Annotated in this window: 23 protein-coding genes; 13 read left to right on the forward strand and 10 right to left on the reverse strand. The window is 62.4% G+C overall.

All coding sequences use genetic code 11. The features are described 5' to 3' along the window. Nucleotides 1-45: 45 nt before the first annotated feature. The 11 genes from GJU48_RS15010 to GJU48_RS15060 all read left to right on the forward strand — a co-directional run bounded on the left by GJU48_RS15010 (nt 46) and on the right by GJU48_RS15060 (nt 10,829). Nucleotides 46-813 carry a FadR/GntR family transcriptional regulator gene (locus GJU48_RS15010; protein ID WP_094951324.1) on the forward strand — a complete coding sequence of 256 codons (768 nt, stop codon included), beginning with the start codon at nt 46-48 and terminating at the stop codon, nt 811-813. 229 nt (nt 814-1,042) lie between these two features. Continuing rightward, complete coding sequence (locus tag GJU48_RS15015; protein WP_094951323.1) at nt 1,043-2,245, forward strand: ABC transporter substrate-binding protein; 1,203 nt, start codon at nt 1,043-1,045, stop codon at nt 2,243-2,245. A gap of 58 nt (nt 2,246-2,303) precedes the next feature. After that, the gene (locus tag GJU48_RS15020; RefSeq protein ID WP_094951322.1) at nt 2,304-3,164 is read left to right on the forward strand and encodes a branched-chain amino acid ABC transporter permease; all 861 of its coding nucleotides are present in this window, start codon (nt 2,304-2,306) and stop codon (nt 3,162-3,164) included. 1 nt (nt 3,165) lies between these two features. After that, on the forward strand, nt 3,166-4,176 hold the full coding sequence (locus tag GJU48_RS15025; protein WP_094951321.1) for a branched-chain amino acid ABC transporter permease: 1,011 nt from the start codon (nt 3,166-3,168) through the stop codon (nt 4,174-4,176). Beyond that, nucleotides 4,173-4,922 carry an ABC transporter ATP-binding protein gene (locus tag GJU48_RS15030; protein WP_094951320.1) on the forward strand — a complete coding sequence of 250 codons (750 nt, stop codon included), beginning with the start codon at nt 4,173-4,175 and terminating at the stop codon, nt 4,920-4,922. The genes GJU48_RS15025 and GJU48_RS15030 overlap by 4 nt, the downstream gene beginning before the upstream one ends. Continuing rightward, nucleotides 4,922-5,617, forward strand: coding sequence for an ABC transporter ATP-binding protein (locus GJU48_RS15035; RefSeq protein ID WP_094951319.1), 696 nt, complete (start codon nt 4,922-4,924; stop codon nt 5,615-5,617). Before GJU48_RS15030 ends, GJU48_RS15035 begins: the two co-directional genes overlap by 1 nt. Nucleotides 5,618-5,630: 13 nt before the next feature. Then, complete coding sequence (locus GJU48_RS15040) at nt 5,631-6,899, forward strand: Zn-dependent hydrolase (RefSeq protein ID WP_094951318.1); 1,269 nt, start codon at nt 5,631-5,633, stop codon at nt 6,897-6,899. Continuing rightward, a complete protein-coding gene (locus tag GJU48_RS15045) occupies nt 6,896-8,296 on the forward strand; it encodes an amidase (RefSeq protein ID WP_094951317.1) in 1,401 nt (466 codons plus the stop codon). Before GJU48_RS15040 ends, GJU48_RS15045 begins: the two co-directional genes overlap by 4 nt. 92 nt (nt 8,297-8,388) lie before the next feature. Continuing rightward, the gene (locus GJU48_RS15050) at nt 8,389-8,664 is read left to right on the forward strand and encodes a hypothetical protein (protein WP_176462947.1); all 276 of its coding nucleotides are present in this window, start codon (nt 8,389-8,391) and stop codon (nt 8,662-8,664) included. Nucleotides 8,665-8,902: 238 nt separating this feature from the next. Then, complete coding sequence (locus GJU48_RS15055; RefSeq protein ID WP_094951551.1) at nt 8,903-9,766, forward strand: LysR family transcriptional regulator; 864 nt, start codon at nt 8,903-8,905, stop codon at nt 9,764-9,766. A 58-nt stretch (nt 9,767-9,824) separates the two neighbouring features. After that, the gene (locus GJU48_RS15060; RefSeq protein WP_094951550.1) at nt 9,825-10,829 is read left to right on the forward strand and encodes a LacI family DNA-binding transcriptional regulator; all 1,005 of its coding nucleotides are present in this window, start codon (nt 9,825-9,827) and stop codon (nt 10,827-10,829) included. Here the strand turns inward: GJU48_RS15060 and GJU48_RS15065 are convergent. The 6 genes from GJU48_RS15065 to GJU48_RS15090 all read right to left on the reverse strand — a co-directional run bounded on the left by GJU48_RS15065 (nt 10,826) and on the right by GJU48_RS15090 (nt 17,776). Beyond that, nucleotides 10,826-11,551 (reverse strand): SDR family oxidoreductase, encoded by a 726-nt coding sequence (locus GJU48_RS15065; protein ID WP_083357830.1) that lies wholly within the window; start codon nt 11,549-11,551, stop codon nt 10,826-10,828. The two genes, GJU48_RS15060 and GJU48_RS15065, sit on opposite strands and share 4 nt — an antisense overlap. Before the next feature lie 130 nt (nt 11,552-11,681). Next, entirely contained in the window at nt 11,682-13,214 is a 1,533-nt protein-coding gene (locus tag GJU48_RS15070; protein WP_094951549.1) for an FGGY-family carbohydrate kinase, read from the reverse strand. Between the two features lies 1 nt (nt 13,215). Further along, nucleotides 13,216-14,295 carry an alcohol dehydrogenase catalytic domain-containing protein gene (locus tag GJU48_RS15075; RefSeq protein ID WP_094951548.1) on the reverse strand — a complete coding sequence of 360 codons (1,080 nt, stop codon included), beginning with the start codon at nt 14,293-14,295 and terminating at the stop codon, nt 13,216-13,218. 26 nt (nt 14,296-14,321) lie between these two features. Next, complete coding sequence (locus tag GJU48_RS15080; RefSeq protein WP_094951553.1) at nt 14,322-15,314, reverse strand: ABC transporter permease; 993 nt, start codon at nt 15,312-15,314, stop codon at nt 14,322-14,324. Further along, complete coding sequence (locus tag GJU48_RS15085; protein ID WP_094951547.1) at nt 15,280-16,788, reverse strand: sugar ABC transporter ATP-binding protein; 1,509 nt, start codon at nt 16,786-16,788, stop codon at nt 15,280-15,282. The genes GJU48_RS15080 and GJU48_RS15085 overlap by 35 nt, the downstream gene beginning before the upstream one ends. 64 nt (nt 16,789-16,852) lie before the next feature. Then, nucleotides 16,853-17,776 carry a substrate-binding domain-containing protein gene (locus tag GJU48_RS15090; RefSeq protein WP_094951546.1) on the reverse strand — a complete coding sequence of 308 codons (924 nt, stop codon included), beginning with the start codon at nt 17,774-17,776 and terminating at the stop codon, nt 16,853-16,855. A gap of 330 nt (nt 17,777-18,106) precedes the next feature. Here GJU48_RS15090 and GJU48_RS15095 point away from each other — a divergent pair, with 330 nt between their 5' ends. Further along, nucleotides 18,107-18,778 (forward strand): sterol desaturase family protein, encoded by a 672-nt coding sequence (locus GJU48_RS15095; RefSeq protein ID WP_094951545.1) that lies wholly within the window; start codon nt 18,107-18,109, stop codon nt 18,776-18,778. 51 nt (nt 18,779-18,829) lie between these two features. On the opposite strand, the gene GJU48_RS15100 is transcribed toward GJU48_RS15095, so the two are convergent. The 4 genes from GJU48_RS15100 to GJU48_RS15115 all read right to left on the reverse strand — a co-directional run bounded on the left by GJU48_RS15100 (nt 18,830) and on the right by GJU48_RS15115 (nt 24,516). After that, nucleotides 18,830-20,197, reverse strand: a complete 1,368-nt coding sequence (locus tag GJU48_RS15100) for a hypothetical protein (protein ID WP_371923424.1) — start codon at nt 20,195-20,197, stop codon at nt 18,830-18,832. 132 nt (nt 20,198-20,329) lie between these two features. Continuing rightward, entirely contained in the window at nt 20,330-21,394 is a 1,065-nt protein-coding gene (locus GJU48_RS15105; RefSeq protein ID WP_094951543.1) for a lipocalin-like domain-containing protein, read from the reverse strand. Beyond that, nucleotides 21,384-23,846, reverse strand: coding sequence for an ABC transporter permease (locus tag GJU48_RS15110; RefSeq protein WP_094951542.1), 2,463 nt, complete (start codon nt 23,844-23,846; stop codon nt 21,384-21,386). Before GJU48_RS15110 ends, GJU48_RS15105 begins: the two co-directional genes overlap by 11 nt. A 1-nt stretch (nt 23,847) precedes the next feature. Beyond that, nucleotides 23,848-24,516 carry an ABC transporter ATP-binding protein gene (locus tag GJU48_RS15115; protein WP_094951541.1) on the reverse strand — a complete coding sequence of 223 codons (669 nt, stop codon included), beginning with the start codon at nt 24,514-24,516 and terminating at the stop codon, nt 23,848-23,850. A 276-nt stretch (nt 24,517-24,792) separates the two neighbouring features. On the opposite strand from GJU48_RS15115, the gene pmrG reads away from it, so the two are divergent. Continuing rightward, nucleotides 24,793-25,470, forward strand: coding sequence for a lipopolysaccharide core heptose(II)-phosphate phosphatase PmrG (pmrG, locus tag GJU48_RS15120; protein WP_176462958.1), 678 nt, complete (start codon nt 24,793-24,795; stop codon nt 25,468-25,470). The last annotated feature ends 62 nt before the right edge of the window (nt 25,471-25,532 follow it).

Raw genomic sequence — 25,532 nt, forward strand, 5'->3', positions numbered from 1 at the left:
TTATTAAGTGCTATTAATCCGCATTAATAGGATCAATAGACCACCATGCTCAGCCGCCCTTTGCGCCGCAAACGCCAGAAGCTCTCCGATGTGATTGTGGAGTCGGTCAAGCGCTCGATCGTCACCGACGCCTTGAAACCCGGCGATCGCCTGCCCACGGAGCGCGAGCTGATGGAAAGCTTCCAGTGCTCCAAAGGCTCAGCCCGTGAGGCGCTCAAGGCCCTGGAAGTGGAAGGTTTGGTGAGCACGCGCACCGGCCCCAGTGGCGGGGCTTACTTGAACCAGGCCGGCACCGAGCCCGCCAGCCGCGCGTTGCGTAACTACCTGCACTTCCAACATCTGGATGGCGAGCAGGTGTACCAGCTGCGCAAGGTCATCGAAGTGGAACTGGCGGTGTCGGTGCTCGGGCGCCTGAGCGAAGAGGATTACCAGGCCCTGCAAGACAACGTGGATTTTTGCAGCGCGCCGGAAGACAGCGAAGCCGGCCAGCGCGAACAACGCCTGGCAGAGTTGGAGTTCCACAACCTGCTGGCCAAGGCCTGCCCCAACCCGCTGCTGAGTTTCATGGCGCAGTTTCTCAACGACTTGCTGCGCGATCTGGTGGTGCTGAAAAAAGCTTACAAACCCAAGCGCAAGCAGTTCGACGCGGCCAACCTCGACTACCACAAGCAGTTGCTGAGCGCCTTTCGCGCGGGTGATGAATGCGCGGTGCGCAGCTTGATGCACGAACACATGTGCGATGCCGAACACCACATGACTGCGCTGGAAGGCGAGGTCAGCCCGCACTTTTTGCTGGAGTTTGATCACTCTTAAGAACACCACAGATCCACCTGTGCAAACCCAATCAATGTGGGAGCTGGCAAGCCAGCTCCCACATTTGACGACCCCAAACCCAATCAATGTGGGAGCTGGCAAGCCAGCTCCCACATTTGACCGAGTCGCCCAATAAATCGCCTTATCCAATAAAAGGCCTGCCCACAGGCCCTGCTCCACCGTATCGCCATTGCCGCTCCTGCCAATAACTAAACCAGGGAGTCACCCCATGCAGCGTCGTACGTTGTTGAAAGCCAGTCTCACCGCCGCCGCCGCGCTCAGCCTTCCGCTGAGTGTGCGCTCTGCATTCGCCGCCGAGCCCTTTACCTTTTACGGCCTCAAGTCCATGTCCGGCGCCTTTGCCAGCTATGGCAAGTTTGCCGACATGGGTTCGCGCCTGGCGGTGGAACAACACCCGCAGATTCTCGGGCGGGCGCTGAACTACAAAGTCATCGACACCGAAGGCAACGCCGGCAGGGCGGTGCGCAAGGTGCAGGAGGCCATCCAGCAGGACGGCGCGCGGTTCTTCCAGGGTTGCACGCTGTCGTCATCGGCATTGGCGGTGGCCAAGGAAGTCAGCAAGGTCGGCGGCGTGTTCATGACCCCGGTGGGTGCCGATGAAGTCACCGGTAAGGACTGCAACAGCGCGACGTTTCGCTGGTCGGTGCCCACCTACGGCGCGATTCGCGAAACCATCGTGCCGCTGATCAAGCTGCTGCCGGACGCCAAGCGCTGGTACACCATCACCCCGCAATACGTGTTCGGCGAGGCCTTGCTCGAAGGCGCCAAGACCGTGCTCAAGGAAAGCGGCCTGGAGCACGTCGGCAACAGCTACCACTCGTTGCAAGAGCAGGAGTTCTCCGGTTACCTGACCAACGCCATCGCCGCCAAGCCTGACGTGCTGGTGCTGCTCAACTTCGGCAGCCAGTCGTCCAACACCCTGCGCCAGGCAGTGAACTTCGGCATCAAGGAGCGCATGAAAGTGCTGCTGGTGTGGTCTGCCGGCCTCGACCAGTTCCAGGAGCTGGGCAGCGACGTGCTCGAAGGCGTGTACCTCGGCGCGCAGTACTGGCACCAGGTCGACAGCCCGCTCAACCGCGAACTGGTCAAGCTGACCCAGGCCAAATATGGCATCAACCCTACCTACCCGCTGGCTGCTGACTACATCAGCACCAAGGTCATGCTCGACACCATCATCGCCACCGGCAGCGTTGATGGCCCGACCGTGGCCAAGGCCATGCAAGGCCTGAGCTTCGACGGCCCGACCGGCAAGGAATCAATCCGTGCCGGCGACCACCAGGTGATCAAGGATTACTACCTGATGATCGGCAAAGCCGCCGGCGACATGGCCGACAAGGACGACCTGGCCAAAGTGCTCAGCGCCGGCCAGTCGTTCCCGCCGGTCGAGGCGACGGGCTGCACGCTCGCCTGATCCCCTGAAACAGTGCACCGCAGGGCTGCGCGAGCAGCGTCCTGCTGAGGGTTCCTGCATGCTTAATCTTTACCTGTTCCAGATTCTCAACGGCCTTGGCTTGGGGATGATCTACTTCCTGATCGCGGTCGGGCTGACGATCATTTTCGGCCTGCTCAACTTCGTCAACTTCGCCCACGGCGCGTTCTTCCTGCTGGGCGCCTACATCTGCTACACCGCCGTAAGCCTCACCGGCAACTTCTGGCTGGCGCTGCTGATCGCGCCGCTGGTGGTGGCCGCACTGGCGTGGGTGATCGAGCGCGTGTTGATCCAGCGAATTTACCACCTGCCGCACATGTTCCAGATCCTGGTGACCCTGGGGATCGCACTGATCATCCAGGAAGCCAGCGTGATGATCTGGGGCCCGGTCGGTAAAAGCGTCGCCGTGCCGGAACTGCTGCGCGGCGTGCTAGTGGTCGGCGACTTCGTCTACCCCTACTACCGCCTGTTCCTCATTGTGTTCTCCGGGCTGGTCGGCCTGGGCCTGTGGCTGCTGCTGGAACGCACGCGCTTTGGCGCCCTGGTGCGGGCCGGCAGTGAAAGCACTGAAACCGTGTCGCTGCTGGGCACCAATATCTTGCGCCTGTTCTCCATGACCTTCGCCCTCGGCGTGGCCCTGGCCGGCGTTGCCGGTGTGCTGTTTGCGCCCTTGCGCGGTGCGCAACCCTTCGTCGGCCCGGAGATTCTCGGCGTGGCCTTCGTGGTGGTGGTAATCGGCGGCATGGGTTCGTTCAGCGGCGCGCTGGTCGGCGGTTTACTGGTGGGCGTGGTGCAAAGCCTGATGACCACACTCTGGCCCCAAGGCGCGAGCCTGATGATCTACGGCGCAATGGCCGTGGTGATTCTGGTACGCCCTTACGGCCTGTTTGGGAGAGCCTGACATGAGCGAGAAAAACCCCCTGCCCTTTGCTAAAACCCAGTCCAAAGCCATGTTGCTGTGGGTGCTGGCGGTGCTGATCGGCTTGCCGTTGATCTTGCCCTCGGCAACCTTGGCCACCGAAATCCTGATCTTCGCCATGGCCGCCCTGGCCTGCAACCTGTTGCTGGGCTACACCGGCCTGTTGTCTTTCGGCCAAGGCATCTTCTTCGGTGCCGGCGCCTACTGCGCAGCGCTGCTGATGATCCACCTGCAACTGGGCCTGTTCACCGCCCTGCTCGGCGCCGCCGTGGCCGGTGGGTTCCTGGCGTTGCTGGTGGGCGCCCTGGCGATTCGGCGCACCGGCATTTACTTCGTGATGCTGACCCTGGCGTTCAGCCAGATGGCCTACTTCGTCGCCTACACCTTGAGCGACTGGACCGGCGGTGACAACGGCCTGCTCAGCGTGCCGCGCCCGGAAATCCGTATCGGTGAAACAGTGCTGCTGTCGCTGGCCGACGCCCGCGCGTTCTACGGCTTTGTCGCGGTGCTGTTCCTGCTGATCTTTATCGGCGCGCGCCGGGTGATCGCCTCGCCGTTCGGCAGCACCTTGATGGCGATCCGCGAAAACGAAACCCGCGCCTCGGCGATCGGCTACGACACGCGCCACTTCAAGATCCTGGTGTTCGTGCTGTCCGGCGCGGTCACGGGGATTGCCGGGGCGTTGTACGCGATGCTGCTGCACTTTGTGCCGCTGTCGAATATCGACCTGGCGATGTCCGAAAACATCCTGATCATGACCATCGTCGGCGGCACCGGCTCGCTGTTCGGCTCCTTGCTGGGCGCCGGTTCCATTGTGCTGCTGGGGGATTTCCTCTCCGACCTGTGGCCGCGCTGGCTGATGCTGTTGGGGGTGATCCTGATCCTGGTGGTGATCTTCATGCGCGGTGGCTTGTGGGGCGGGTTGTCGTCGCTGTTCGAACGCGTACGTGGCAGTCGCAAAACCGCCGTCGTCGCCAAGGAGCAAGGGCTATGAGCATCCTATTGGAAACTAAAAACCTGGCGCTGGCCTACGGCGCGTTCCATGCGGTGAACGGCGTCAACCTCAAGGTCGAAGCCGGCACCATCCACACCATCATCGGCCCCAACGGCGCGGGCAAGACCAGCCTGTTCCACTGCCTCACCGGCGAACGCCAGGCCACCGCCGGGGCGATTCATTTCGACGGCAAGAACCTGATGCGCAAACCGGCTCACGCCCGCGTCGGCCTGGGCATGGCGCGCTCGTTCCAGCTCACCAGCCTGTTCCAGAACCTCAGCGTGCGCGAGAACCTGCGCCTGGCCGCCCAAGGCCGCGACGGTGCGCGCGCCCTGAATTTCTGGCGCCGGGTCGACAGCAAACGCGAACACCTGGAGATGGCCGACCAGGTACTGGAGCGCCTGCAGCTCACCGCCCGCGCCGACACCCTGGCTGGCGAGTTGTCCCACGGCCAGCAACGCGTGCTGGAGGTGGGCATGTCGATCTGCTCCAAGCCCAAACTGTTGATGCTCGACGAGCCCACCTCGGGCATGGGCATCGATGACATCCCGATCATGACCCAACTGATCAGCGACCTGGGCCGCGACCACACGGTGCTGTTGATCGAACACAACATGAGCATTGTCATGTCCATCAGCCAACGCATCACCGTGATGAGCCACGGCCAGATCCTGGTGGAAGGCACGCCGCAATTTGTGCGCGCCGATGAGCGCGTGCGCACTGCATACCTTGGGGAGGCTGCCTGATGCTGATCGTCGAAAACATCCATTCCTACTACGACAAGAGCCATGTGCTGGAAGGCGTGTCGCTGACCGTCAACCCCGGCGAGCTGGTGACGTTGCTGGGGCGTAATGGCGCCGGCAAGACCACCACACTGCGCAGCATCCTCGGGATTATCTGCCCGCGCCAGGGCCAGATTCATTTCAACGGCCAGGCGCTGGTGGGGCAAAAGATCTTTGAAATCGCCCGCCGGGGTTTGGCGCTGGTGCCGGAAAATCGCGGGATCTTCCGCCTGCTCACCGTCGAAGAAAACCTGCGCATCGCCGTGCGTAAGACCAGCCGCTGGCAGCTGGAAGATGTGTACGGCATGTTCCCGCGCCTCAAGGAGCGGCGCAAAAACGCCGGCCACGCCCTCTCCGGCGGCGAGCAACAGATGCTAGCCATCGCCCGCGCGCTGCTCAACGACCCCAAGCTGCTGATCCTCGATGAGCCCACCGAAGGCCTGGCACCGGTAATCGTCGACGAGCTGGTGAAGATCCTGCGCAAGGTCAAGGACGACGGCCTGCCGGTGCTGCTGGTGGAACAGAACCTGATGGTCTGCGACAAGCTCGCCGACCGCCATTACGTACTCGAACAAGGCCGCGTGGTCTACGAGGGCAGTGCTGCTGCGTTCCGCGCCGACCCGACGATCAAGAACCGCTACTTGGCGCTGAGCGCCTGACCGGAGACTGCCCATGAATAGTTTTGCGCAACCGCTCCAGAGCAACGCCCCGCTGATCAACCGCGACCGCCTGTGGCAATCGCTGATGGACCTGGCCCAACTCGGCGCTACCGTCAAAGGCGGCGTGTGCCGTCTGGCGCTCACCGATCTGGACCGCCAGGCCCGCGACCTGTTTGTGCAGTGGTGCGAGGCGGCCGGGTGCAGCGTGAGTGTCGACGCCATCGGCAATATTTTCGCCCGTCGCGCAGGGCGTAATCCCGCCCTGCCCCCGGTGATGACCGGCAGCCATATCGACACCCAACCCACCGGCGGCAAGTTTGACGGCTGCTACGGGGTGATGGCCGGGCTGGAAGTGATCCGCACCTTGAATGACCTCGGCATTGAGACCCAAGCGCCGATTGAAGTGGTGGTGTGGACCAACGAAGAAGGCTCGCGCTTCCCGCCGTGCATGATGGGCTCCGGGGTCTTTGCCGGTCAGTTCGACTTGCAGGACACCCTCGACAAACTCGACGAGCAAGGCCTGTCGGTAGGAGCCGAACTGCAGCGCATCGGCTATGCCGGTTCGCGCGCGGTGCTCGGCCACGCGGTGGGCGCATATTTCGAGGCACACATCGAGCAAGGCCCGGTGTTGGAAGACCAGGCCACCACCATCGGCGTGGTCATGGGTTGCCTGGGCCAGAAGTGGTTCGACCTGACCCTCACCGGCGTCGAAGCCCACGCCGGCCCCACGCCCATGCACCTGCGCAAGGACGCGCTGGTCGGCGCCGCCGAGGTGGTCAGCGCGGTGAACCGTATCGCCCATCAGCAACAACCGCACGCTTGCGGCACCGTTGGCTGCCTGAGCCTGCACCCCGGTTCACGCAACGTGATTCCCGGCCAGGTGCACATGACCCTCGACCTGCGTCACCTGCATGCCGACAAGCTGCAGGCCATGGTCGATGAAGTGCGCGGCGTGATCGAAGCCACCGCTGCCCGGCATGGGTTGACGTTTGAACTGACGCCCACCGCCGACTTCCCGCCGCTGGACTTCAACCCGGCCTGCGTCAACGCGGTGCGCGATGGCGCAGCAGCTTTGGGCTTGAGCCATATGGACATCGTCAGCGGCGCCGGGCATGACGCGATTTTCGTCGCCGAACTCGGCCCAGCCGGGATGATTTTTGTGCCGTGCGAAGGCGGCATCAGCCACAACGAAATCGAAAACGCTGCGCCGGATGACCTGGCGGCAGGCTGCGCGGTGTTGCTGCGCGCCATGGTCAACGCGGCACAGGGGGAGCTGGCATGAGTGAGATGGGGCAACTGACAGCGGTGCAACTGCTGCAGCATTTTCGTGACAAGAGCCTGTCGCCGGTGGAGGTCACCGAAGACGCTTTGCTGCGTATCGAGCGCTACAACCCGGTGGTGAACGCCTACTGCCATGTCGATCCGGAAGGCGCATTGAACGCTGCGCGCGCCTCGGAGCAACGTTGGCTCAAGGGTCAACCCTGCGGCGCGCTGGACGGTGTGCCTGCATCCATCAAAGACCTGACGTTGACGCTCGGCATGCCCACCCGCAAGGGCTCGCGCACATCATCCGCCGACGGGCCGTGGAACGTGGATGCGCCCTTCTCAGCCTTGATGCGCAAGGCCGGCGCGGTGTTGCTGGGCAAGACCACCACCCCGGAATTCGGCTGGAAAGGCGTCACCGACAACCCGCTGTACGGCATCACCCGCAACCCGTGGGACACGCGCACCACGGCGGGTGGCTCATCCGGTGGCGCGGGGGCGGCGGCGGCGTTGAACCTGGGCGTGCTGCACCAGGGCAGCGATGCCGGCGGCTCGATTCGGATTCCGTGTGCGTTTACCGGCACTTTCGGCATCAAGCCGACCTTCGGCTATGTGCCGCAATGGCCAGCCAGTTCCATGACCATTCTGTCGCACCTGGGGCCGATGACCCGCACGGTGGAAGACACCGTGCTGATGCTGCAAACCGTCGCGCAGCCGGATGCGCGCGATGGCCTGATCGGCGCGCCACGGACCACGCCATGGCTCACCCCAGGTACAGATTTGAAAGGCTTGCGTGTGGCCTACAGCCCCACATTCGGTTATGTGGATGTCGATCCGCAAGTGGCCAAAGTCGTCGCCCAAGCGGTTGACGGTTTGGTGCAACTGGGCGCACATGTCGAGCAGATCGACCCGGGGTTCAGCGACCCTCTGCAGGTGTTCAGTACCTTATGGGCCGCCGGCGCCGCACGCCTGACCAGCACGATGAGCGAGGCGCAAAAACAGCTGCTGGACACGGGCCTGCTGCGCATTGCACAACGCGGCGAGCACCTGAGCCTGGGCGACTTTAACGACGCCCTCGAAGCGCGTGCTGCACTGGTCGCGCGGATGGCCGCGTTCCACGAGCATTACGATGTGCTGGTTTCGCCGATGATGCCGATCACCGCGTTCGAGGCTGGGCACAACGTGCCGCCGGGTTCGGGTATGACTGAGTGGATGCAATGGACGCCGTTTACCTATCCCTTCAACCTCACACAGCAACCGGCGGCGTCGGTGCCGTGCGGGCTGGCGGAGAATGGCTTGCCGGTGGGCCTGCATGTGGTGGCCGCGCGGTTTGCGGATGAACAGGTGCTGCGGGTGTGCCAGGCCTATGCAAAGGCGTTCCCCGCCGACCACCTTGAAGCACCGTGCGTGCTCTGAACTGTGGCTTTCGACCGCGGGTTGCGCTGTGCATCTGTGGTTGGATCTGGCTTATAATTCGCGCTTCAATTTTGTTGCGCGGATTGTTTCTGATGCTATTCACTAGGACCGTTCTGGCGAGTGCAGTGCTCGCCATCCTGCCGGCCATGGCCCACGCCACAGCGCTGGACCTGACCTACGAAGCCCCTGCCACCGAGGCTGCGCCACAGGCTGCACCGGCGACGGCCAAATCGTTGTTCCCGGTTACGACCCAGCCGCCGGTGACATTCGAGTACAACTGCAAGGGCCCACGCTGCACGTATGAACATGACCTGGAGCAGCGTCATGAAGACCAGACGACGCAAAGCTGGTCCGTCGGTTTTCAGTGACGGTCAGGTAATCTTTAGCTGAATTTTTGGGTAGATTGAGTACGCAAGAGCCCTTTTGGTTACTTTTGGGGCTCTTTTCCAAAAGTGACCCGCCGTAAGGGCGGAACCAATAGCCGCCGTTACCGCAGCAACGGATATGTACTCAATCCGCCTAAAGAAGCACCATCACAGGCAACCCACCTCCCACAGCGTTGAACACATTCCACTACAATGCCCCCCATTCATCCCCGGGGGCTTCATGGACATCGAACTGGCACGCACCTTCCTCGAAATAACCCGCAGCGGCAGCCTGGCCGCAGCGGCCGAGAAACTGCACGTCACCCAGACCGCCATCACCGCACGCGTGAAAAACCTCGAAAGCCAACTCAACAGCACGCTGTTCATCCGCAACCGCGCCGGTGCACGCCTGACCGCCGACGGCGAGGCCTTTGTGGTCTACGCCAACCAGCTGCTGCAAACCTGGGAAGCCGCAAAACGTGACCTACCGCTGCCCGACGGCTACCGCAATGTGTTGCATATCGGCGGTGAGGTCAGCCTGTGCAACCCACTGATGCTCGGCTGGGCCCAAGCCCTGCGCGAACATATCCCGGGGCACGCCTTGCGTACCGAAGTACGCGAAGGCGAATACCTGCTGCGCCAACTGGAACTGGGCGTGCTCGACGCCGCCCTAGTGTTCCAACCCCAATACTGGCCAGGGTTGCAGGTAGAGCAGGTGCTGGAAGAAAAACTGATCCTGGTGCAGTTGGTGAGCAAACCCGACCCGTACGTCTACATCGACTGGGGCCCAGGGTTTCGCCAGCAGCATGACGCCGCCCTACCCGACAAGGCCCGCGCCGCGCTGAGTTTCAACCTCGGGCCGCTAGCCTTGCAGTACATCCTGGAAAACGGCGGCGCCGGTTATTTCCGCACGCGCGTGGTGCAAAGCTACCTGGACAGCGGCGTGATGCAGCGCGTGCCGAAGGCGCCGGAGTTCAGTTTCCCGACTTACCTGGTGTACTCACGGGCGCGGGATTCGGCGGTGTTGCAACAGGCACTGGCGTTGCTGCGCGATGTGGTCAAAGCCGAAAGTGACTGGTCACAACGCTGGGACCCGCTGATTTGAATCACCCTACACCTGCGCGCATGCTAGCCTGCGGATGTTTCCTTTTGCAGCCTTAGCGATGAACAAGAAAAAGTCCGTCACCATCAGCGACATCGCCAAACGGGTCGGCATGACCACCATCACGGTGTCCCGCGCGCTGAGCAAGCCCGACCTGGTCAAACCCGCCACCCTGGCGCGCATTCTCGAAGTCGCGCGGGAGCTGGATTACGTGCCGAACGCCTTTGCCCGTGGGCTCAAGCGCAGTGAAAGCCTGATCATCGGTGTGATCACAGCGTCGGTGGACAACCCGTTCTACAGCGAAATGATCAAGGCGATTTCCCGCGAGGCCAAACAGCACGGCTACACCATCATGCTGGTGGACACCGACGAGCTCGAAGAACTGGAAAGCAAAGCCGTCGACACCCTGCTGGGCTACCGCGTGGCGGGGATCATCTTGTCGCCGGTCTCCGATGAGCCGAGCTACCAGCCTGATTACCTGGAGCGCCTGGGCAACGGCAAAACCCCGGTGGTGCTGCTCGACCGTACGATTCACGACAGCCCGTTCAGCCGTGTGGTGCTCGACAACTACCACAGCGGCATCCAGGCCGCGCACTACCTGCTGCGCCAGACACCCGAGCTCAAGCGCCTGCTGGTGCTGACCGGGCCCGCGCATTCGCGTATCACTGTGGAGCGCCTCAAGGGCCTGCGCGAAGTGCTCGCCGACCATCCGCATATTCAGGTTGAAGTGCAGGCCGGCGACTACACGCTGATGCCGTCGTACCTGCACACCCTCGACTACCTGGCCGAACACACGGCGCCGGACGCGATCATGGGCTTCAACCAGTTGATCACCCTCGGCGCGTTGCGCGCCTTGCGCATGCACAACATCCCCCACGACAGCCTGACCATCTGCGGCATTGACCGCCTGCCCTTCGCCGATATCTTCGGTGTGCCCATCGCCTGCGTGGCCCACGACGCCTCCTTGGCCGGCAGCAGCGCGGTACGCCTGCTGCTTGATCGCCTGGAAGATCCGTACAAACCACGGGACAAAGTGGTGATCACAGGCGTTTTGGAAAACGGCTAGCGGCTGGTGTAGCCGCCATCAATCGGCAGGCTTACGCCGCTGATCATGCTCGCGGCGTCGCTGAGCAGGAATAGCACCGGCAGTGCGACTTCCACGGTTTCAGCGAAACGCCCCAACGGAATGGCCGCCAGCGCTGGGTCGCGCTTGGCCGGGTCGGACCAGGCCCTGGTCGCCATGGGTGTGAGCGTGACGGTGGGGTTAACGCTGTTGACGCGTATACCGAAACGGCCCCATTCGGCGCATTGCACGCGGGTGATCGCGTCCAGTGCGGCTTTGGAGGCGCAGTAGGCGAGGTGATCGTCCAGCGCGACCAATGAGGCTTGGCTGGAGACATTGACGATGCTGCCGGCGACTTTCGCTTCGATCATCTTGGCCGCCACCCGACTGGCGACCTGGGCGGCGGCGCGGGCGTTGACCTGCATCACCGGGTCGAAAGCATCAGCGCTGATCGCCGCGGCGGGTTCCAAGCGCGAGATGCCGGCGCAGTTGACCAGGCCGTGCAGTGGCGGCAGGTCATGCAGGGCTTTGTCGAGCGCGGCGCTGTCGGCGATGTCCACACAGACCGTGTTGCAGCCCAGTTTGGCCAAGGCCTCGGCGTCACGGCCGAGGGCAAAGACCTCGGCGCCGCTGGCGATCAGTTGCAGGGCGATTTGGTGGCCGATGCCACTGCTCGCGCCGGTGACGAGGATGCGCTGGTGGGTGAAGTTGAAGGCTGCGTTCATGGTCACTATTCCATAGGCAATGAAGATCCCCTGTGGGAGCTGGCTTGCCTGCTCCCACATTTCTGGACCGCGTTGTTTCATTCCTGTGGGAGCTGGCTTGCCTGCTCCCACATTTCTGGACCGCGTTGTTTCAGTTGTTTTGCAGGCTGTGCATGATGGGTTTGAGGGCTGGATACAGCTTTAGATACGCCGCAAACGCCTGGTCATAGACCGCGACATTCTCGCGCTTGGGCTGCGCGCGCAGTTCCAACTGCACCCAGCCCGTCTCCATCTGCCCGTCACTCACCAACCCCACCGTATGCGCCGCCAGCAACGCCGCGCCCAGCGCCGCTTCCACCTCCTGCACAATGGTGTAGACCGGGTAGCGGGTGACATCCGCAATAATCTGCATCCACAAATCCGAATGGCTCGCGCCACCCACCACAATCAGGCGCGGGTCCAGCGAGTGGGCGCCTTGCGTGCCGGCGTCGATGTTGTGGCGCAGGGCGAAACTCACGCCTTCGAGCACCGCGCGGTACAGGTGGATGCGGCTGTGGTACAGGTTCAGCCCGACAAAACTGCCGCTGGCGCGGTCATCCCACACCGGGCTGCGTTCGCCCATCAAGTACGGCAGGAACAACAAGCCTTCGCTGCCCGCCGGCACCTTCATCGCGCTCTGCTCCAGCAACACCAGGCTGTCCTGCCCGGTGGCTTTGGCCTGCTGCTCCTCGGCCTGGCAGAACTGCTCGCGAAACCAACTGACCGACGCCCCGGCGGTGATCGCGCCGCCAAAGATGTACAGGTCCCGGTGGCCGTTGTAGACATGCGGCATGCTCACCAACCCGTGACGCGCGTCCACCTGCTGGTTCAGGTAGCCCCAGCACATACTGGTGCCGATCATCGCCACGTGGTTGCCCGGTTGCGTGACACCGGCCGCCAACGTTGCCATGGCCGCATCGACGCCACCGGCAAGAATCGGCGTCCCCGCCTGTAAACCAAGGCGCGTAGCCCAGGTTTCCAGCAGCCCGCCTACGACTTCACCGGAATACACCAGCCGCTCGGGCATCATCGCCAACGGAATCTCGAGTGCCGCCAGCATCTCCTCGGACCAGCGCCGTTGCGCCACGTCGTAGACGCCGCCAATATTGCCGGCGCTGCTGTGGTCCACCGCCAGCTCACCGGTCAGGCACCAGTTGATATAGCTGTTGGGCGGCAGCAGGTAACGTGTTTCTGCCCACACTTGCGGCTGATGCTGCTTGAGCCAGAGCATCTTGGTGAAGCCGTAGTAGCTGTCCACCGAGTTGACCGTGACCGCGAACAAACGTTCCAGGTCCACATGCTCACGCACCCACGCCACCTGCTCGCCGGCGCGGCGGTCCATCCAGATCAGGCACGGGTGCAGCGGCGTGATCTGCGCATCCACGGCAATCCCCGAGCCGCCGTACAGGCTGCTGATGCACAGTGCCTTGACCTGCTGCGCGGCCACGCCGGCCTTGGCCATGCACTGCGCCACGCACGCCTCGACGGCCTCCAGCCAGACCTGCGGCCATTGTTCGGCCCAGCGCACTTTCGGGGTATCCACGCGATACCCCTGGCTGTGCTGGGCGATGATCGTGCCTTGAGCATCCACGAGCAGCGCCTTGGTGCTCTGGGTTCCTATGTCCACACCCATCACATAATTCATTTCAAATCACCGGTTTCAACAGCACCTTGATCGACTTGGTCGAGTTGGCCAGCTCGAACGCTTCGGCAAAGTTATCCAGCGGGAAGTCATGGGTGACGATGCCTTTGGAGGTGACCAGGCCGCGTTCGAACAGGTCGATGGCGATCGGGTAGCAATACGGGCCGAGGTGCGCGCCACGCACGTCCAGCTCCTTGCGGTCACCGATGATCGACCAGTCGACGCTGGTTTCGGCGCCGAACACGCTGAACTCGACAAAGCGCCCGAGCTTGCGGATCAGGTCCAGGCCTTGGGTCACACCGGCCGGCACGCCGGTGGTTTCGATGTACACGTCGCAGCCGTAATGATCGGTGAGGCCGTTGATGATCTCGCGGGCGTTGTCGCGCGATGGGTTGATCACCACGTCGGCGCCGAATTGCTTGGCCAGCTCCAGGCGCTCGTCGACCATGTCGATCACCACCAGTTTTTTCGGCGTCTTCAATGCGGCGACCTGGACCATGCACAGCCCGAGCGTGCCGGCACCGGCAATCACCACCACGTCATCGAGCTGGATTTCACCGCGGTTGACGGTGTGGATCGAGCAGGCCATCGGCTCCACCAGCGCCGAGTCCTCCAGCGACACCGATTCGGGAATTTTGTGCACGATGGCGGTCTTGGGAATGCGCATGTACTGGGCCATGCCGCCTTCGGCCACTTCACGCTGGAAGCCGAAGATGTTGTGCACTTCGCACATCCAGTATTTGCCCGACTTGCAGAAGCGGCACTTGGCGCACGGCACGATCTGCTCGGCGATCACTTTGTCGCCGACGGCGACTTCAAAGTGCTCCTCGGCGCCCTCGCCCACTTCAACCACATAGCCGAAAAACTCATGGCCCGGCACTACGGGCGCTTTGACCCACGGGTTATCGCCGCCCCAGAACATCGCCGCGCCCGAGTGGCATTTGCAGTCACTGGCGCAGATGCCGCAGGCGGCGATGCGGATCACCAGTTCATTGGGGCGCGCCTGGGGTTTGCTGATGCGCTGCAGGCGATAGTCTTTGGGGCCGTGGCAGACGACGGCTTGCATTTCGGTGTGCTTGTCCATGGGTGCAGTCCTGTAGTCAGATGAGTTTATTTATGGCGCTGACGGCTGATAAAGATCGCCAGCAAAATGATTGCGCCTTTGATCACGCTCTGAACGTAGGGCGATACGCCGAGCATGTTCAGGCCGTTGTTCAATACGCCGAGCAACATCGCGCCGAGCAAGGTGCCAACGATGACCCCGCGCCCGCCGGCAATCGAGGCGCCGCCGAGTACCACGGCAGCAATCGCATCCAGCTCGAACGACACGCCGGCATTCGGCTGGCCGCTCATCAAGCGTGAGGTCAGCACCAACCCGGCAATCGCCGCCGTCAGGCCGCTGATGCCATACACCAGCAGCTTGAAGCGCGCCGCGCGCACGCCCGACAAACGCACCGCTTCTTCATTGCCGCCGATGGCATAGATGTAGCGGCCGATGCGCGTGTGCTGCAGCAGCACGTAGGCGGCGAAGTAGGTGATGAGCATGATCAGGATCGGCACTTCGATGCCGAACAGGCGTTGGCGGCCGAAGAAGCCGAACCACTCCGGCAACCCGGAAATCGGGTAACCATCGGTGTACATCAGGCCCAGGCCACGGGCGATGCCCATGGTCGCCAGGGTGACGATGATCGGCGGCATGTGCAGGTAGGCGACGAACAGCCCGTTGCCGATGCCGAAGGCCACGCCAATCAGCATCCCGGCGCCAATCGCCAGGCCCGGCGGCAGGCCCGCGACCATCAAACCGGCGGTCAAGGTGCCGGACAGCGCCATCACCGGCCCTACCGACAAGTCGATGCCACCGGTGAGAATCACGCAGGTCATGCCCACCGCGATAATCGCGTTGATCGACACCTGGCGAGCAATGTTCGACAGGTTGCTGGTGGTCAGGAAGGTGTCGCTGGCGAGGATCATTACCAGGGTCACCACCACCAGACCCACGAATGGATAGAAGGCCGGCGAGCGCACCAGCCGCGCCAGGTGCAGGCGCAGCCGGCCGGTGTCGCCGGTGTTAATGGACGTATTCACTTGAGCCCCCTGTTGCATGGCGCATGACCTCTTGTGGGTTGACGGCAGACGCTTCGAGTACCTTGACGATGGCGCCTTTGTGGAACACGGCGACGCGGTCGCACATGCCGATGACTTCGGGCAGTTCAGAGGAAATCATGATGATGGCGTAACCCTGTTCGGTGAGGCTGCGCATCAAGGCGTAGATCTGCGCCTTGGCGCCGACGTCGATGCCGCGCGTGGGTTCGTCGAACACCAGCACGTCGCAGTGGTGGTTGATCCAGCGCGCAATCACAACCTTTTGCTGGTTGCCGCCGCTGAGGTTGAACACTCGGCTCTCGCCGCTGGGCGCTTTGATCGACAGCTGGCGCATCAGGTCTTCGACGCTGGCGCACTCCTTGGCCTTGTCGATCAGCCCCGAGGCGTTCTGGTATTTGGGCAGGTTGTTCAGGGAGATGTTTTCGCGAATGCTGAAATCGGTGATCAAGCCTTCGCTCTTGCGGCTTTCGGGCAGCAGGCCGATGCCGTGGGCCAGGGCTTGGGCCGGGTCATCAAGGGTGACTTTTTCGCCACGCAGCCACACCTCTTTGCTGACTGAGGGCAGCGCGCCCATCATGCCCAGTGCCAGTTCAGTGCGGCCGGAACCGACCAAACCGGCAAACCCGAGGATCTCGCCTTTGTGCAGTTGGAAGCTGTTGTGGGGGCCGTTACGCACCAGTTGGATGTCCTTGACCTCCAGTAACAACGGGCCACGCGCTGTGGTCGGTTTGGGCGGAAAACTGCTTTCCAGGCGACGGCCGACCATCATCTCGACGAGGCGGTCGATGTCACTGTCAGCCACATCGGTTACGCCGACATTGCCGCCGTCGCGCAATACGCTGATGCGGTCGCAAACCTGGAAGATTTCCTCCAGGTGATGGGAGATAAAAATCACCGCCACGCCTTGGCGCTTGAGTTCGCGCATGATCTCAAACAGCAGCTCGGCTTCGCTGGGCGTCAGCGTCGCGGTCGGTTCATCAAGCACCAGCAGGCGCGCATCCAGGGCCAGGGCCTTGGCAATTTCGACAAACTGCTGCTCGGCCACACTCAGGTGCTTGACCGCGCATTGCAGGTCGATGCTCACGCCCAAACGCTTGAACAAAGCCTCGGCCGCCTCGACCATCTCGCGCTTGCGCAGCAGGCCGAAGCGATTGCTCAACTCGTGGCCGAGGAAGATATTTTCCACCGCCGTGAGGTAGGGAATCAGGCTGAACTCCTGGAACACGATGCCAATACCGGCGGCAATCGCATCGCGGTAGGTCGCGAACTGCTGCGCCTGGCCGTCGATCAGGATCTGCCCTTCGTCCTGATGTTCGACACCGCCGAGGATCTTCATCAGGGTCGACTTGCCCGCGCCATTTTCGCCGAGCAAGGCATGAATCTCGCCACGTTCCACTTGCAAGTTGATGGCCTTGAGGGCCTGTACGCCCGGGTAACGCTTACAGATATTTTCCAGCTTGAGAAGACTGCTCATACCACCGACCTCGTATTCAGAAGGAATGACCTAGGCCCCACGGATCACGTGGGGCCTGGGCGATTTACCAGCTGAAGTCCTTGGCTTTGGCCTGGTCGATCAAGGTGATGTCCACCGGGATGGTGGCGGGCACTTGCGAGCCCCACTTCTTGGCCAGGGCGATGCCCAGGGCCAGACGGATCTGGTCGCGCGGGTATTGCGCCGAGGTGGCAATGAACTTGCTGCCGGGTTTCTGGATCGCCTTGATCGCTTCCGGCGCGCCGTCGACGCTCACCAGTTTCACGTCCAGGCCACTGGCTTCGATGGCCGAGAGCGCGCCGAGGGAGCCGTTGTCATTCACGCTGAAAATGCCTTTGAGCGTGGGCTGGGCCTGCAGCATGTTTTCGGTGACGGTCAGCGCCTGGTCACGTTCCTGCTTGCCGTTCTGGATGCTCACGATTTTGATGTCCGGGTGCTTGGCCACGGCCTCTTTGCAGCCGCGCACACGCTCGAGGATCGGCACCACGGCGATGCCGTCGAGGATCGCGATGTTGCCTTTGTCGCCGATATTCTTGGCCAGGTATTCACAGGCCTGGAAGCCGGCGTCGAAGTTCTTCGAACCGACGAAGGAGTCCAGCGGGCCGTCGGCCTGGGCGTCTACCGCGACCACCACCACACCGGCGGCGTGGGCGGATTTGACCGCCGACTGCACGCCGACCGAATCGGTGGGGTTGATCAGCAGGATGTCGATGCCTTTTTGCAGCATGTCTTCGACGTCGCTGACTTGCTTGGAAACGTCGTGGCGAGCGTCAGTGATGATCAGTTTTGCACCGATGGTTGCACTGGCTTCTTCCAGGGCGTTTTTCATGGTGACGAAATAGGGGTTGTTGATTTCCTGGAAGGAGGCGCCGATACGGATGGGTTTGGCGGCGTCGGCGAACGCTGGGGAGGTAGAGCCGAGGGTGATGCTAACAGCCAGTAAACACGGGGTCTTCGGGAGCATTTTCATGGCGTAGTTCTCTGTTTTGTTTTTATTTTTAGAGCAAATGTTATCGATAACATTTTGCGAGAAACTAGCAAGTAAATGGAAGCTGTGCAAGCCCCCATTGGTCGCCCGGGGCTGGATACCCTTCCTGGCCCACCCTGATCAAATGTGGGAGCTGGCTTGCCTGCGATGGCATCCACTCGCTATGCCTGGTACACCGACGTACCTGCATCGCAGCGGTGCGGCGACCCGACAAGCCAGCTCCCACCTTTGATCGCGTAGCCGGCAAAAACTCGCACATTCCCCACCACCAACTAAGCTCACCCTCTAACAAAAAACACCGAGCTGACCGCCATGGCCCACCCTACCGAGACCTTCCGCGCCCGTTATCGCGCCAACGTGAATCCCCATTACAACCCATGGCTCCACGCCTGTTTCGTGCTCGGCTACGGCATTTTCTGCATCACCCTGGCCTGGTCCTCCACCGAACACATCACCCCACTCCAGTGGCTGACGGTGCCCCTGACCCTGGTGTTCTTCAACCTGTGTATCTACCTCGTCCACCGCCACCTCGGCCACCACAAACACGCCCTCGCCAAACTGTTTTACGCGCGCCACACCGGCGACCATCACAGCTTCTTCACCCCCGGCCATATGACCTACGACAGCCCCCGGGACTGGCGCGTGATCCTGTTCCCCGCCTGGCTGATCGTGCTGCACAGCCTGGCTATCACCTTCCCCGCCTGGTGGCTGCTCAAACACCTGAGCCCGAACGTCGCCGGGCTGTTTGCCGGGTGCATGATCCTGGGCTATCTGCTTTACGAAGTGTTCCACGCCTGCGAACACCTGCCCGCCGAACACCGCGTGGCTCGCCTGCCGTGGATTCGCCAGATGCACCAACTGCACGCCCTGCATCATCGGCGCGAGCTGATGCAGGGGCGCAATTTCAATATCGTGCTACCGCTGATGGATTACCTGTTCGGCACCCTGCACTGGGAGCCTGCCCCACGCGACAACTCAAAGTAGGCGCTCACCAACGAAAAAGGGGCAGTCCAAATGGACTGCCCCCTGCCTCACTCAAGTCAATCGATCAGCGCACGATGCGCTGGCTGCAGATATGACCCAGGCTGACGTACTGCGAGATATTGCCGCCCACGCCCACACCCGGAAACTCCTTGAGCTCGATGCGCCAGCCACCCTCGTTGAACCAGGTATCCCAGTGATGCCGGTCCTGGCCTCGTAATTGACCCAGTTGTAGGGGCCACTGAAGCGCTTGTCGACCCGAAGTACCGGGGTGACACCGCGCAAGGGTGCACCGGTACTGTCAGACCATCGGGTGCTCCAGCTCAGGCTGCGCGCCGCCTGGGTGGCCAGTTGGTAGATCGAGCTGGGGATGCGCACCACGTTGTCGCCGTTTACGTCGTACTGGTCCAGGCGTGGCGCCGAACCCAGGCTCAACTTATATTGCGCCTGCGGGTTCAGTGCTACCGCCGGGTTGGCCCGCACACGCACCTTGACGGTGTAGCCCGGGGTCAAGTTCGGGTAAGTCGAGGTGGAACCTTGCGGGACTTCCACCCAGTTATTGCCATCAAAGCGCTCGAAAATCCACTGGTTGCGTGTGCCCGCGCCGTCATCGCCGAGGAACATACCCACGCCTTGGCCGCGCAACGAGGTGAAGTCGAAGTAATCGACATCGTTGACGCTATCGAGGTTGCCCGACACCTGGTTCAACCCATCCGGCAGCGCAAATGCGGTTTGCGGGGTGTCGTTGGGTTCATAAGCATCGATATTGCTATCCACCGCCACGCCGAAACTGAACTGCGAGTTGCTCGCGGTATTGGCCACCATGAACCAGTAATAGTCACCGGCCGCCAGCACACCGTTGAGGTATTCATCGGCATTGCCAGCGTTATCGGAGGTGCCCAATGGCGTCAGGTTACCCTGGCCATCATCGTGGAACAGGGTCAATGACATGTCGGTACCGGCGCTCTGGTTCAGCAACTGTACCTGGATCCGCGCGTTTTTCGGCAGGTTGAAGTGGTAGGCGATTTGCGCACCGGTCTCCACCCCGGTAAGGGTGTACAGCTTGTTGATATCCAGGGTTGGAAACAGCGGCGTGAATGCAGCAATCGCAGCGTCTTTCATTTGCGCCTGGTCGGGTTTCTTCAACTCGCCAACCTTGGTGTCGACCGCCACGTTGCTGGGGGCCGCCTTGCTCGCAGGCGCCTTGGCCTTGCCGGCCTTCGCCGCGTTGAGCTTTTGCTTGAGCGCGTCCGAGACCTGGATCGACTCCAGCGTACCGCCGGGGTTCAGCGCGTTACCCACGGCCTGCTTGAGCGTTTCTGCGCTGAGTTTCGGGAGGCTTGGTTCGGCCAGGGCGAAGGCCGAAACGAAGCAGGAGGCCGCCATGGCCGCGCCCAGCATAAAGGCTTTTTTCAATTTCATTTTTTATCCATCCATAGTTAAAAAATTGAAGCTCAGGTGACATCCGGTCACCTAGGGTGAAATGTAGGACGCTACTGGATAAATGAACAGTGATTTTTTTGAAAAAAATAGTCGCCTGGAAAAGAAAAGCGTTTAATACCCCGTCATCTCCAGATAGCCCACGCCACCTTCAAACTGCACGGGCCCTTCCCAGTACGGGATGCTCAGGTTCATCCACGCCTTCGGGTTGACGGCCTGGGGGGTGATATCCAGGTGTTTGCTTGGGATTTTCAGCGACCAGCGCGTAGGAACAGGACGCCCGTCGATGGCGGTGGTGGACAAGGGTGTGAGCTGAATATCTTCATTGCGCAGGGTCTGGGTGTGGCCCTGCGGGTCGATCCAGGTGCCGGTCAGGTAACCCGCGCCGTCTTTTTGCCGCACCCGAAACAGCATCAACTGCTCGCCACGGTCCAGGTGCAGGGAAAACCAGTCCCAGCCAGTTTGGCTGGCCGCCAGAGGTTGGCTGCTCCATTCGCGGTCGAGCCAGGCGGGGCCACTGACCTGGTAGGTCTTGCCGTCGATGCTGACGCTGCCGGTCGCGGTAAAAAATGGCTGGCTGTAGTAGTAGGACGCTTGCCCCTGATCGGACTTGCGGCTGTAGCCGTTATCGCCTTGCAGCACCAACGGGCGGCTGGAGGTCAGGTGCAAGTCGTAGGCGAACTGCGGGCCGCAGGCAGTGAGTTGCATATCCGCCAAGGCGCTCACGGCGCCGGGGCGGGTGACGAAATTCCAGTCGTCGATCCAGGCATTGAATGGCACGGTCTGGGCCCCCGCTTGCCCGATGCCGCCACGGGCGAAGCGTTCGGCGGCGTAGTGCTGGGTGGCGGACGTCACGGCGGCGTGGCCAAGCCAGATGGTGGAGTCGTGCCAGCCGGGCTGCGTCGGCCCCGCCTTCAGCGCGTTGCGAAACAGCGTCCATTGCACGCCGAACACATTGCCTTGGGCGTCCTTGAGGTTGGCGGTGACGTACCACCACTCGATGCGAAAGCCATCATGGGGGCCGTGATCCTCAGGAAAGCTGAACACTTTACCGGGCACCACCTGGGCAAAGTCCGCGGCATCGTTGCCCAGGCCTGCGAAGCTTTCTGGCGGCGCTGGCGCCTTGTCACAGGCCGTCAGCAGCAACACAGCAGCCCACAGCAGCGCTTTAATCTTCATTGGCAAACGTCCTCAGCAAATCCGCCGGGCGGCTGCGGTACAACTGCCACAGCGGCCAGGCCGAGGCCAGCAAGGTGGCCAGCAGCGCCAGCCCCAACAATTGCGCAAGCTGCCACGGGAATACCTGCAACGGCAGGCGCCAGCCGAATGCCTGCACGTTGATCACCGCGTCCAGGCACCACGCCAGCAGCAGGCCCAATGGCAACGCCAACACCAAGGTCAGCACCGCCAGCAGCCAGGTCTGGCCCAGGTTGAGCAGCATCAATTGCCGACGCGTCACACCCAGCGCCCACAGCGGCGCGAGTTGGCCCAGGCGGCTTTGGCTCTGGGTCAGCAAGCTGATAAACAACGCCACCCCGGCGACGCCGAGGGTGAGGCTGTTCAACGCAGCCGTTGCGGCAAAGGTGCGTTCGAACACCTGGCTCGACCAGCCTTTGAGTTGCTGTTGATCGACGATGCGGCTGTCTTCCAATGCAAACGCACGCTGCACCTCGCGCACCAGCGGCGGCACATTCTGCGGCAGCACCCGCAGGTTGAAGCGGGCCGGTGTCAGCCCCGGCCAGTGCGCCAGCAGGTGCTTGGCATTGACCAGCAGATGGCCTTTGGGGTTGCCGTAGTCGGCGTAAACCCCCACCACCTTGGGGGACCAAACGCCCTCAGGCGTGGGAATAACGACCGCATCGCCGAGTCGCACCTTCAAGCGCCGCGCCAGTTGTTCGCTGAGCATCACCGTGTCGCCTTGCAGCAACTGGTCCCAAGGCTCGCTCACGCGCTCCAATAACGGCCAGTGCTGACGATAAGTGGGGTCGTCGACCACGCCGAACACGTCCGCCGGCCAGCCCTGCAACTGCACCGCGACCTGCCAGGTGGGCAGCACCGCTTGCACGAGCGGTTGCTGCGCCAACCAGGTGCTGAGCTGCTCGGCCTGGGCCGGGGTTTGCGGGTTGAGGTACAGCTCGGCCGTGAGACGTTGCTCCAACCAGTTATTGAAGGTCTGGCGAAAGCCCGAGGTCATCGAACCTGCACCGATGTTCGCCGCCAAGGCCAGCAGCAACGCCATCAGCGCCAGGCTCAAGGCCGGCAACTGCTGGCGGCAGTCGGCCAAAAACCACTGACCGAGTACTGAACGGCTACGCCCGAGCACCGCCGTCAGCAGGCCGTTGAGCACCACCGGCAAACCGAGCGCTGCCCCCAACAGCAAAGCCGCCATCAACACAAACCCGGCAGCCAGGCTGTCGCCCAGCCACAGCGCCAGCAGCGCGATCACCAGCGCGGTCGCCGCCACCCAACCCTGGCGCCGCAGCCAGCGCCCGTGCGCGTCATGCCAGGCTTGGGCATTGGCCAGCGCCAGCAGCGGCAAACGCGCCGCCCGCCACAGGCTGCTGCCACCTGCGAGCAATGCGCCGAGCAGGCTCAGGCCCAAGCCGGCCATCCACCACCATGGGCTGAGGCTCAATTGGCCCGGCACCTCGGCGCCGTACAGGCCGCGTAAACTGGCGGCCACATCCGGCAGCAACAGGCTGGCCAGCAGGTAACCGCTGGCGACGCCGAGCACGCCACCGAGCAACGACAACACGCCGAGTTCGACGCCCAGGCTCAGGATCAGCATGCGCGCACTGACCCCGCAGGCACGCAAGGTGCGCAGCAATCCACGGCGTTGCTCCAGTGCCAGGCCGATGGCGGCGTGCACAATAAACAAGCCCACCACAAACGACAAAAAGCCCAGGGCGTCGAGGTTCAGGTGAAAGCTTTCGGTGAGGCGCGCAAGGTTGTTGTCCTCGCCGTGCTTGAGTTGCAGCGCGGCAGGCGGTGTGGGATGGCGGGCGGCAAAGGCCTTGTCCAGCAGCAGGCGCGACAGTTGGCCGGGCATTTCCAGCAGCGACTGGGCGAAGCCGATATCGGTCAGCAACAGGCCCGGCGCCATGTCCGGTTGAGCCTGCAACGGCGGCAAGGCCTGCCCGCTCGCGGTCAGCGGTTGCTCACCTTCGTGCAACCCCAAGGCGACCAAGGTCTGCGGCGCGATCCAGGTACGCCCCGGCGGGTTGAAAAAAGCCAGCATTTGCGCCTGGCTCAAGCGCTGCCCCGCCACCGCGCCGCCGCCGGGCAACGACAGCGGGTCGATGCCCATCAGCTGCAGGCGTTGTGCTTCATGCCCCTTGAGCAGCAACCGGCCCTGCACCACCGGCGACACCGGCCAACCAGCGCGGCGCAGCTCGGCAAACAGTGCTTGGGGGAAGCTGGCGCCGTCTGGCGCACTCAGGCTGGCTTGCGGCTCACCGCCGATCAGTTGGCTGGCGCGTGCATAGCTGTCCCGCGCTTGGCTGTTGAGGGCCTGCACACCGGTCAACAGCGCGGTCGCCAGCCACAGGCCGGTCAGCACGCTGAAAAACTGCACCGGGTGGCGCCGCCAATGGCTGATCAGCGCACGCAACGCCCAATAAAACACCGCCATCTCAGCGCGCGTCCGCAGGCACGACACGGCCGCGGTGCAACACCACTTGCTGGTCCAGGCGCGCGGCGATGCGCGGGCTGTGCGTGACCATCAACAGGCTGGTGGGGCTGTCGCGCAACAGGTCGAGCAACAGTTGCAGCACTTCATCGCTGGTGGCTTCGTCGAGATTGCCGGTCGGCTCATCGGCCAGCAGCAAGCCAGGGCGCGACGCCAACGCACGCCCCACCGCAACCCGTTGCTGTTGGCCGCCGGACAGTTGCTCGGGATAGCGCCTGAGCAAATCGCCCAACCCCAGGCGCTCCACCAAATGCGCCTGCCACTGCGGATCAAAGCGCCCCGCCAACCGCGCCTGGAATGCCAGGTTGTCGTCCACGCGCAAACTGCCGATCAGGTTGAACTGTTGGAACACCAGGCCGATTTCAGTCCGCCGCCAGTGGGCCAGCTGCGCTTCGCTGAGTTGGTCCAGGCGCTGCTCGCCCACCTGAATGCTGCCGCCATCCACCTGATCAAGCCCGGCCACCAGATGCAGCAATGTGCTTTTTCCGCTGCCGGACTCGCCCATCAGCGCCAGGCTGCTACGCTCACCCAGGAACAAGTCAACGCCCGCCAGCACTGCAAGCGGGCCCTGCGGGGTGGCGTAGCTTTTTAGGACACCTTGCACCTGCAACATAAGAACGCTCGTTCGAAGGACTCCGAACGAGCATAACGGCTGACCGTCGGCCCTACGCAAATTTTTGACATGGATTTCACTGCTTGCCCACCCTCGCCCCTCTAAATTGCCCGCCACGCGCCGATACTCGGCAACTTATTAGTTGCCAGCCACGGCAACTTTTAACCGCCAGATGTTCAGCAAAAAGACAGCAGCCCTGTGACAGCCTCCCATTCCCTTATGGGAATTCGTCAATGCGTTGCGCCTACTTAATAAAAAACACTGCTGACAGTGCCCATGGTGAATGATGTGGTTGACCTTACTCTGACCAAACCGCGCTCACGCCGGGGCTATTTCAAAAAAATGCAAAAGTGGTGGGCGGGTCTCGCCGTCATTGCCCTGCTGCTCACCGCTTTCCTGATGTGGCCGTCATCGCCGCGTGACCTGGGCGTCGGCAATCGCTTGCTGACCTCACAAGTGCTGCCCGCCTGGCGCGACGGCGACCTGATTGTGCTGGTGCGCCACGAAGAGCGATGCGACCGCTCGACAAACCCCTGCTTCGGTTCACCTGAAGGCCTGACAGTCTTAGGCACTCAACGCGCCCAAGAGCTGGGCAAGGCCTTTACGAAGCTGGGCATGGGCTACAGCGATGTGCTTGCCAGCCCCGCCCTGCGCACCGTTCAGACCTCGCAGTTTATGTTCGGCAAAGCAGCCGATCTGACTACCAGCGAAAAAGCTATCTGCGGCAAGGACATGGGCGAAGAACTGCTCAGCCACAAACAGCCCGCACGCAACCTGGTTTTTGTCACCCACAGTGGCTGTATCGCCGATTTCGAAACCACGCTGGGCTTCCCCCGCGCGGCGTTCCCTCAGTACGGCAGCGCCCTGTTCATACGCGTAAAAGCCAACGGTAAGTTCGAGACACTGGGCATCATGAACAGCCAAGCCTGGGCCGCCGTACTGAAAAAGCTCTAACACTTTTTTACATATATCACGTCCCATGTTCAGGAATACGACAGGCCTGCTCTGGCAAGTTT

Origin of the sequence: Pseudomonas sp. IB20 (genome assembly GCF_009707325.1) — a bacterium.
GTDB lineage: Bacteria > Pseudomonadota > Gammaproteobacteria > Pseudomonadales > Pseudomonadaceae > Aquipseudomonas.

Excerpts from the sequence above, each read along its gene's own strand:
- GJU48_RS15015 (WP_094951323.1), top strand. The coding sequence starts at position 1,043 with ATGCAGCGTCGTACGTTGTTGAAAGCCAGTCTCACCGCCGCCGCCGCG.
- GJU48_RS15025 (WP_094951321.1), top strand. The coding sequence starts at position 3,166 with ATGAGCGAGAAAAACCCCCTGCCCTTTGCTAAAACCCAGTCCAAAGCC.
- GJU48_RS15095 (WP_094951545.1), top strand. The coding sequence starts at position 18,107 with ATGGCCCACCCTACCGAGACCTTCCGCGCCCGTTATCGCGCCAACGTG.
- GJU48_RS15115 (WP_094951541.1), bottom strand. The coding sequence starts at position 24,516 with ATGTTGCAGGTGCAAGGTGTCCTAAAAAGCTACGCCACCCCGCAGGGC.
- GJU48_RS15085 (WP_094951547.1), bottom strand. The coding sequence starts at position 16,788 with ATGAGCAGTCTTCTCAAGCTGGAAAATATCTGTAAGCGTTACCCGGGC.
- GJU48_RS15105 (WP_094951543.1), bottom strand. The coding sequence starts at position 21,394 with ATGAAGATTAAAGCGCTGCTGTGGGCTGCTGTGTTGCTGCTGACGGCC.
- GJU48_RS15070 (WP_094951549.1), bottom strand. The coding sequence starts at position 13,214 with ATGAATTATGTGATGGGTGTGGACATAGGAACCCAGAGCACCAAGGCG.
- GJU48_RS15080 (WP_094951553.1), bottom strand. The coding sequence starts at position 15,314 with ATGCAACAGGGGGCTCAAGTGAATACGTCCATTAACACCGGCGACACC.
- GJU48_RS15060 (WP_094951550.1), top strand. The coding sequence starts at position 9,825 with ATGAACAAGAAAAAGTCCGTCACCATCAGCGACATCGCCAAACGGGTC.
- GJU48_RS15040 (WP_094951318.1), top strand. The coding sequence starts at position 5,631 with ATGAATAGTTTTGCGCAACCGCTCCAGAGCAACGCCCCGCTGATCAAC.
- GJU48_RS15065 (WP_083357830.1), bottom strand. The coding sequence starts at position 11,551 with ATGAACGCAGCCTTCAACTTCACCCACCAGCGCATCCTCGTCACCGGC.
- GJU48_RS15045 (WP_094951317.1), top strand. The coding sequence starts at position 6,896 with ATGAGTGAGATGGGGCAACTGACAGCGGTGCAACTGCTGCAGCATTTT.
- GJU48_RS15075 (WP_094951548.1), bottom strand. The coding sequence starts at position 14,295 with ATGGACAAGCACACCGAAATGCAAGCCGTCGTCTGCCACGGCCCCAAA.
- GJU48_RS15055 (WP_094951551.1), top strand. The coding sequence starts at position 8,903 with ATGGACATCGAACTGGCACGCACCTTCCTCGAAATAACCCGCAGCGGC.
- pmrG (WP_176462958.1), top strand. The coding sequence starts at position 24,793 with ATGGTGAATGATGTGGTTGACCTTACTCTGACCAAACCGCGCTCACGC.
- GJU48_RS15050 (WP_176462947.1), top strand. The coding sequence starts at position 8,389 with ATGCTATTCACTAGGACCGTTCTGGCGAGTGCAGTGCTCGCCATCCTG.
- GJU48_RS15035 (WP_094951319.1), top strand. The coding sequence starts at position 4,922 with ATGCTGATCGTCGAAAACATCCATTCCTACTACGACAAGAGCCATGTG.
- GJU48_RS15090 (WP_094951546.1), bottom strand. The coding sequence starts at position 17,776 with ATGAAAATGCTCCCGAAGACCCCGTGTTTACTGGCTGTTAGCATCACC.
- GJU48_RS15010 (WP_094951324.1), top strand. The coding sequence starts at position 46 with ATGCTCAGCCGCCCTTTGCGCCGCAAACGCCAGAAGCTCTCCGATGTG.
- GJU48_RS15110 (WP_094951542.1), bottom strand. The coding sequence starts at position 23,846 with ATGGCGGTGTTTTATTGGGCGTTGCGTGCGCTGATCAGCCATTGGCGG.
- GJU48_RS15030 (WP_094951320.1), top strand. The coding sequence starts at position 4,173 with ATGAGCATCCTATTGGAAACTAAAAACCTGGCGCTGGCCTACGGCGCG.
- GJU48_RS15100 (WP_371923424.1), bottom strand. The coding sequence starts at position 20,197 with ATGAAATTGAAAAAAGCCTTTATGCTGGGCGCGGCCATGGCGGCCTCC.
- GJU48_RS15020 (WP_094951322.1), top strand. The coding sequence starts at position 2,304 with ATGCTTAATCTTTACCTGTTCCAGATTCTCAACGGCCTTGGCTTGGGG.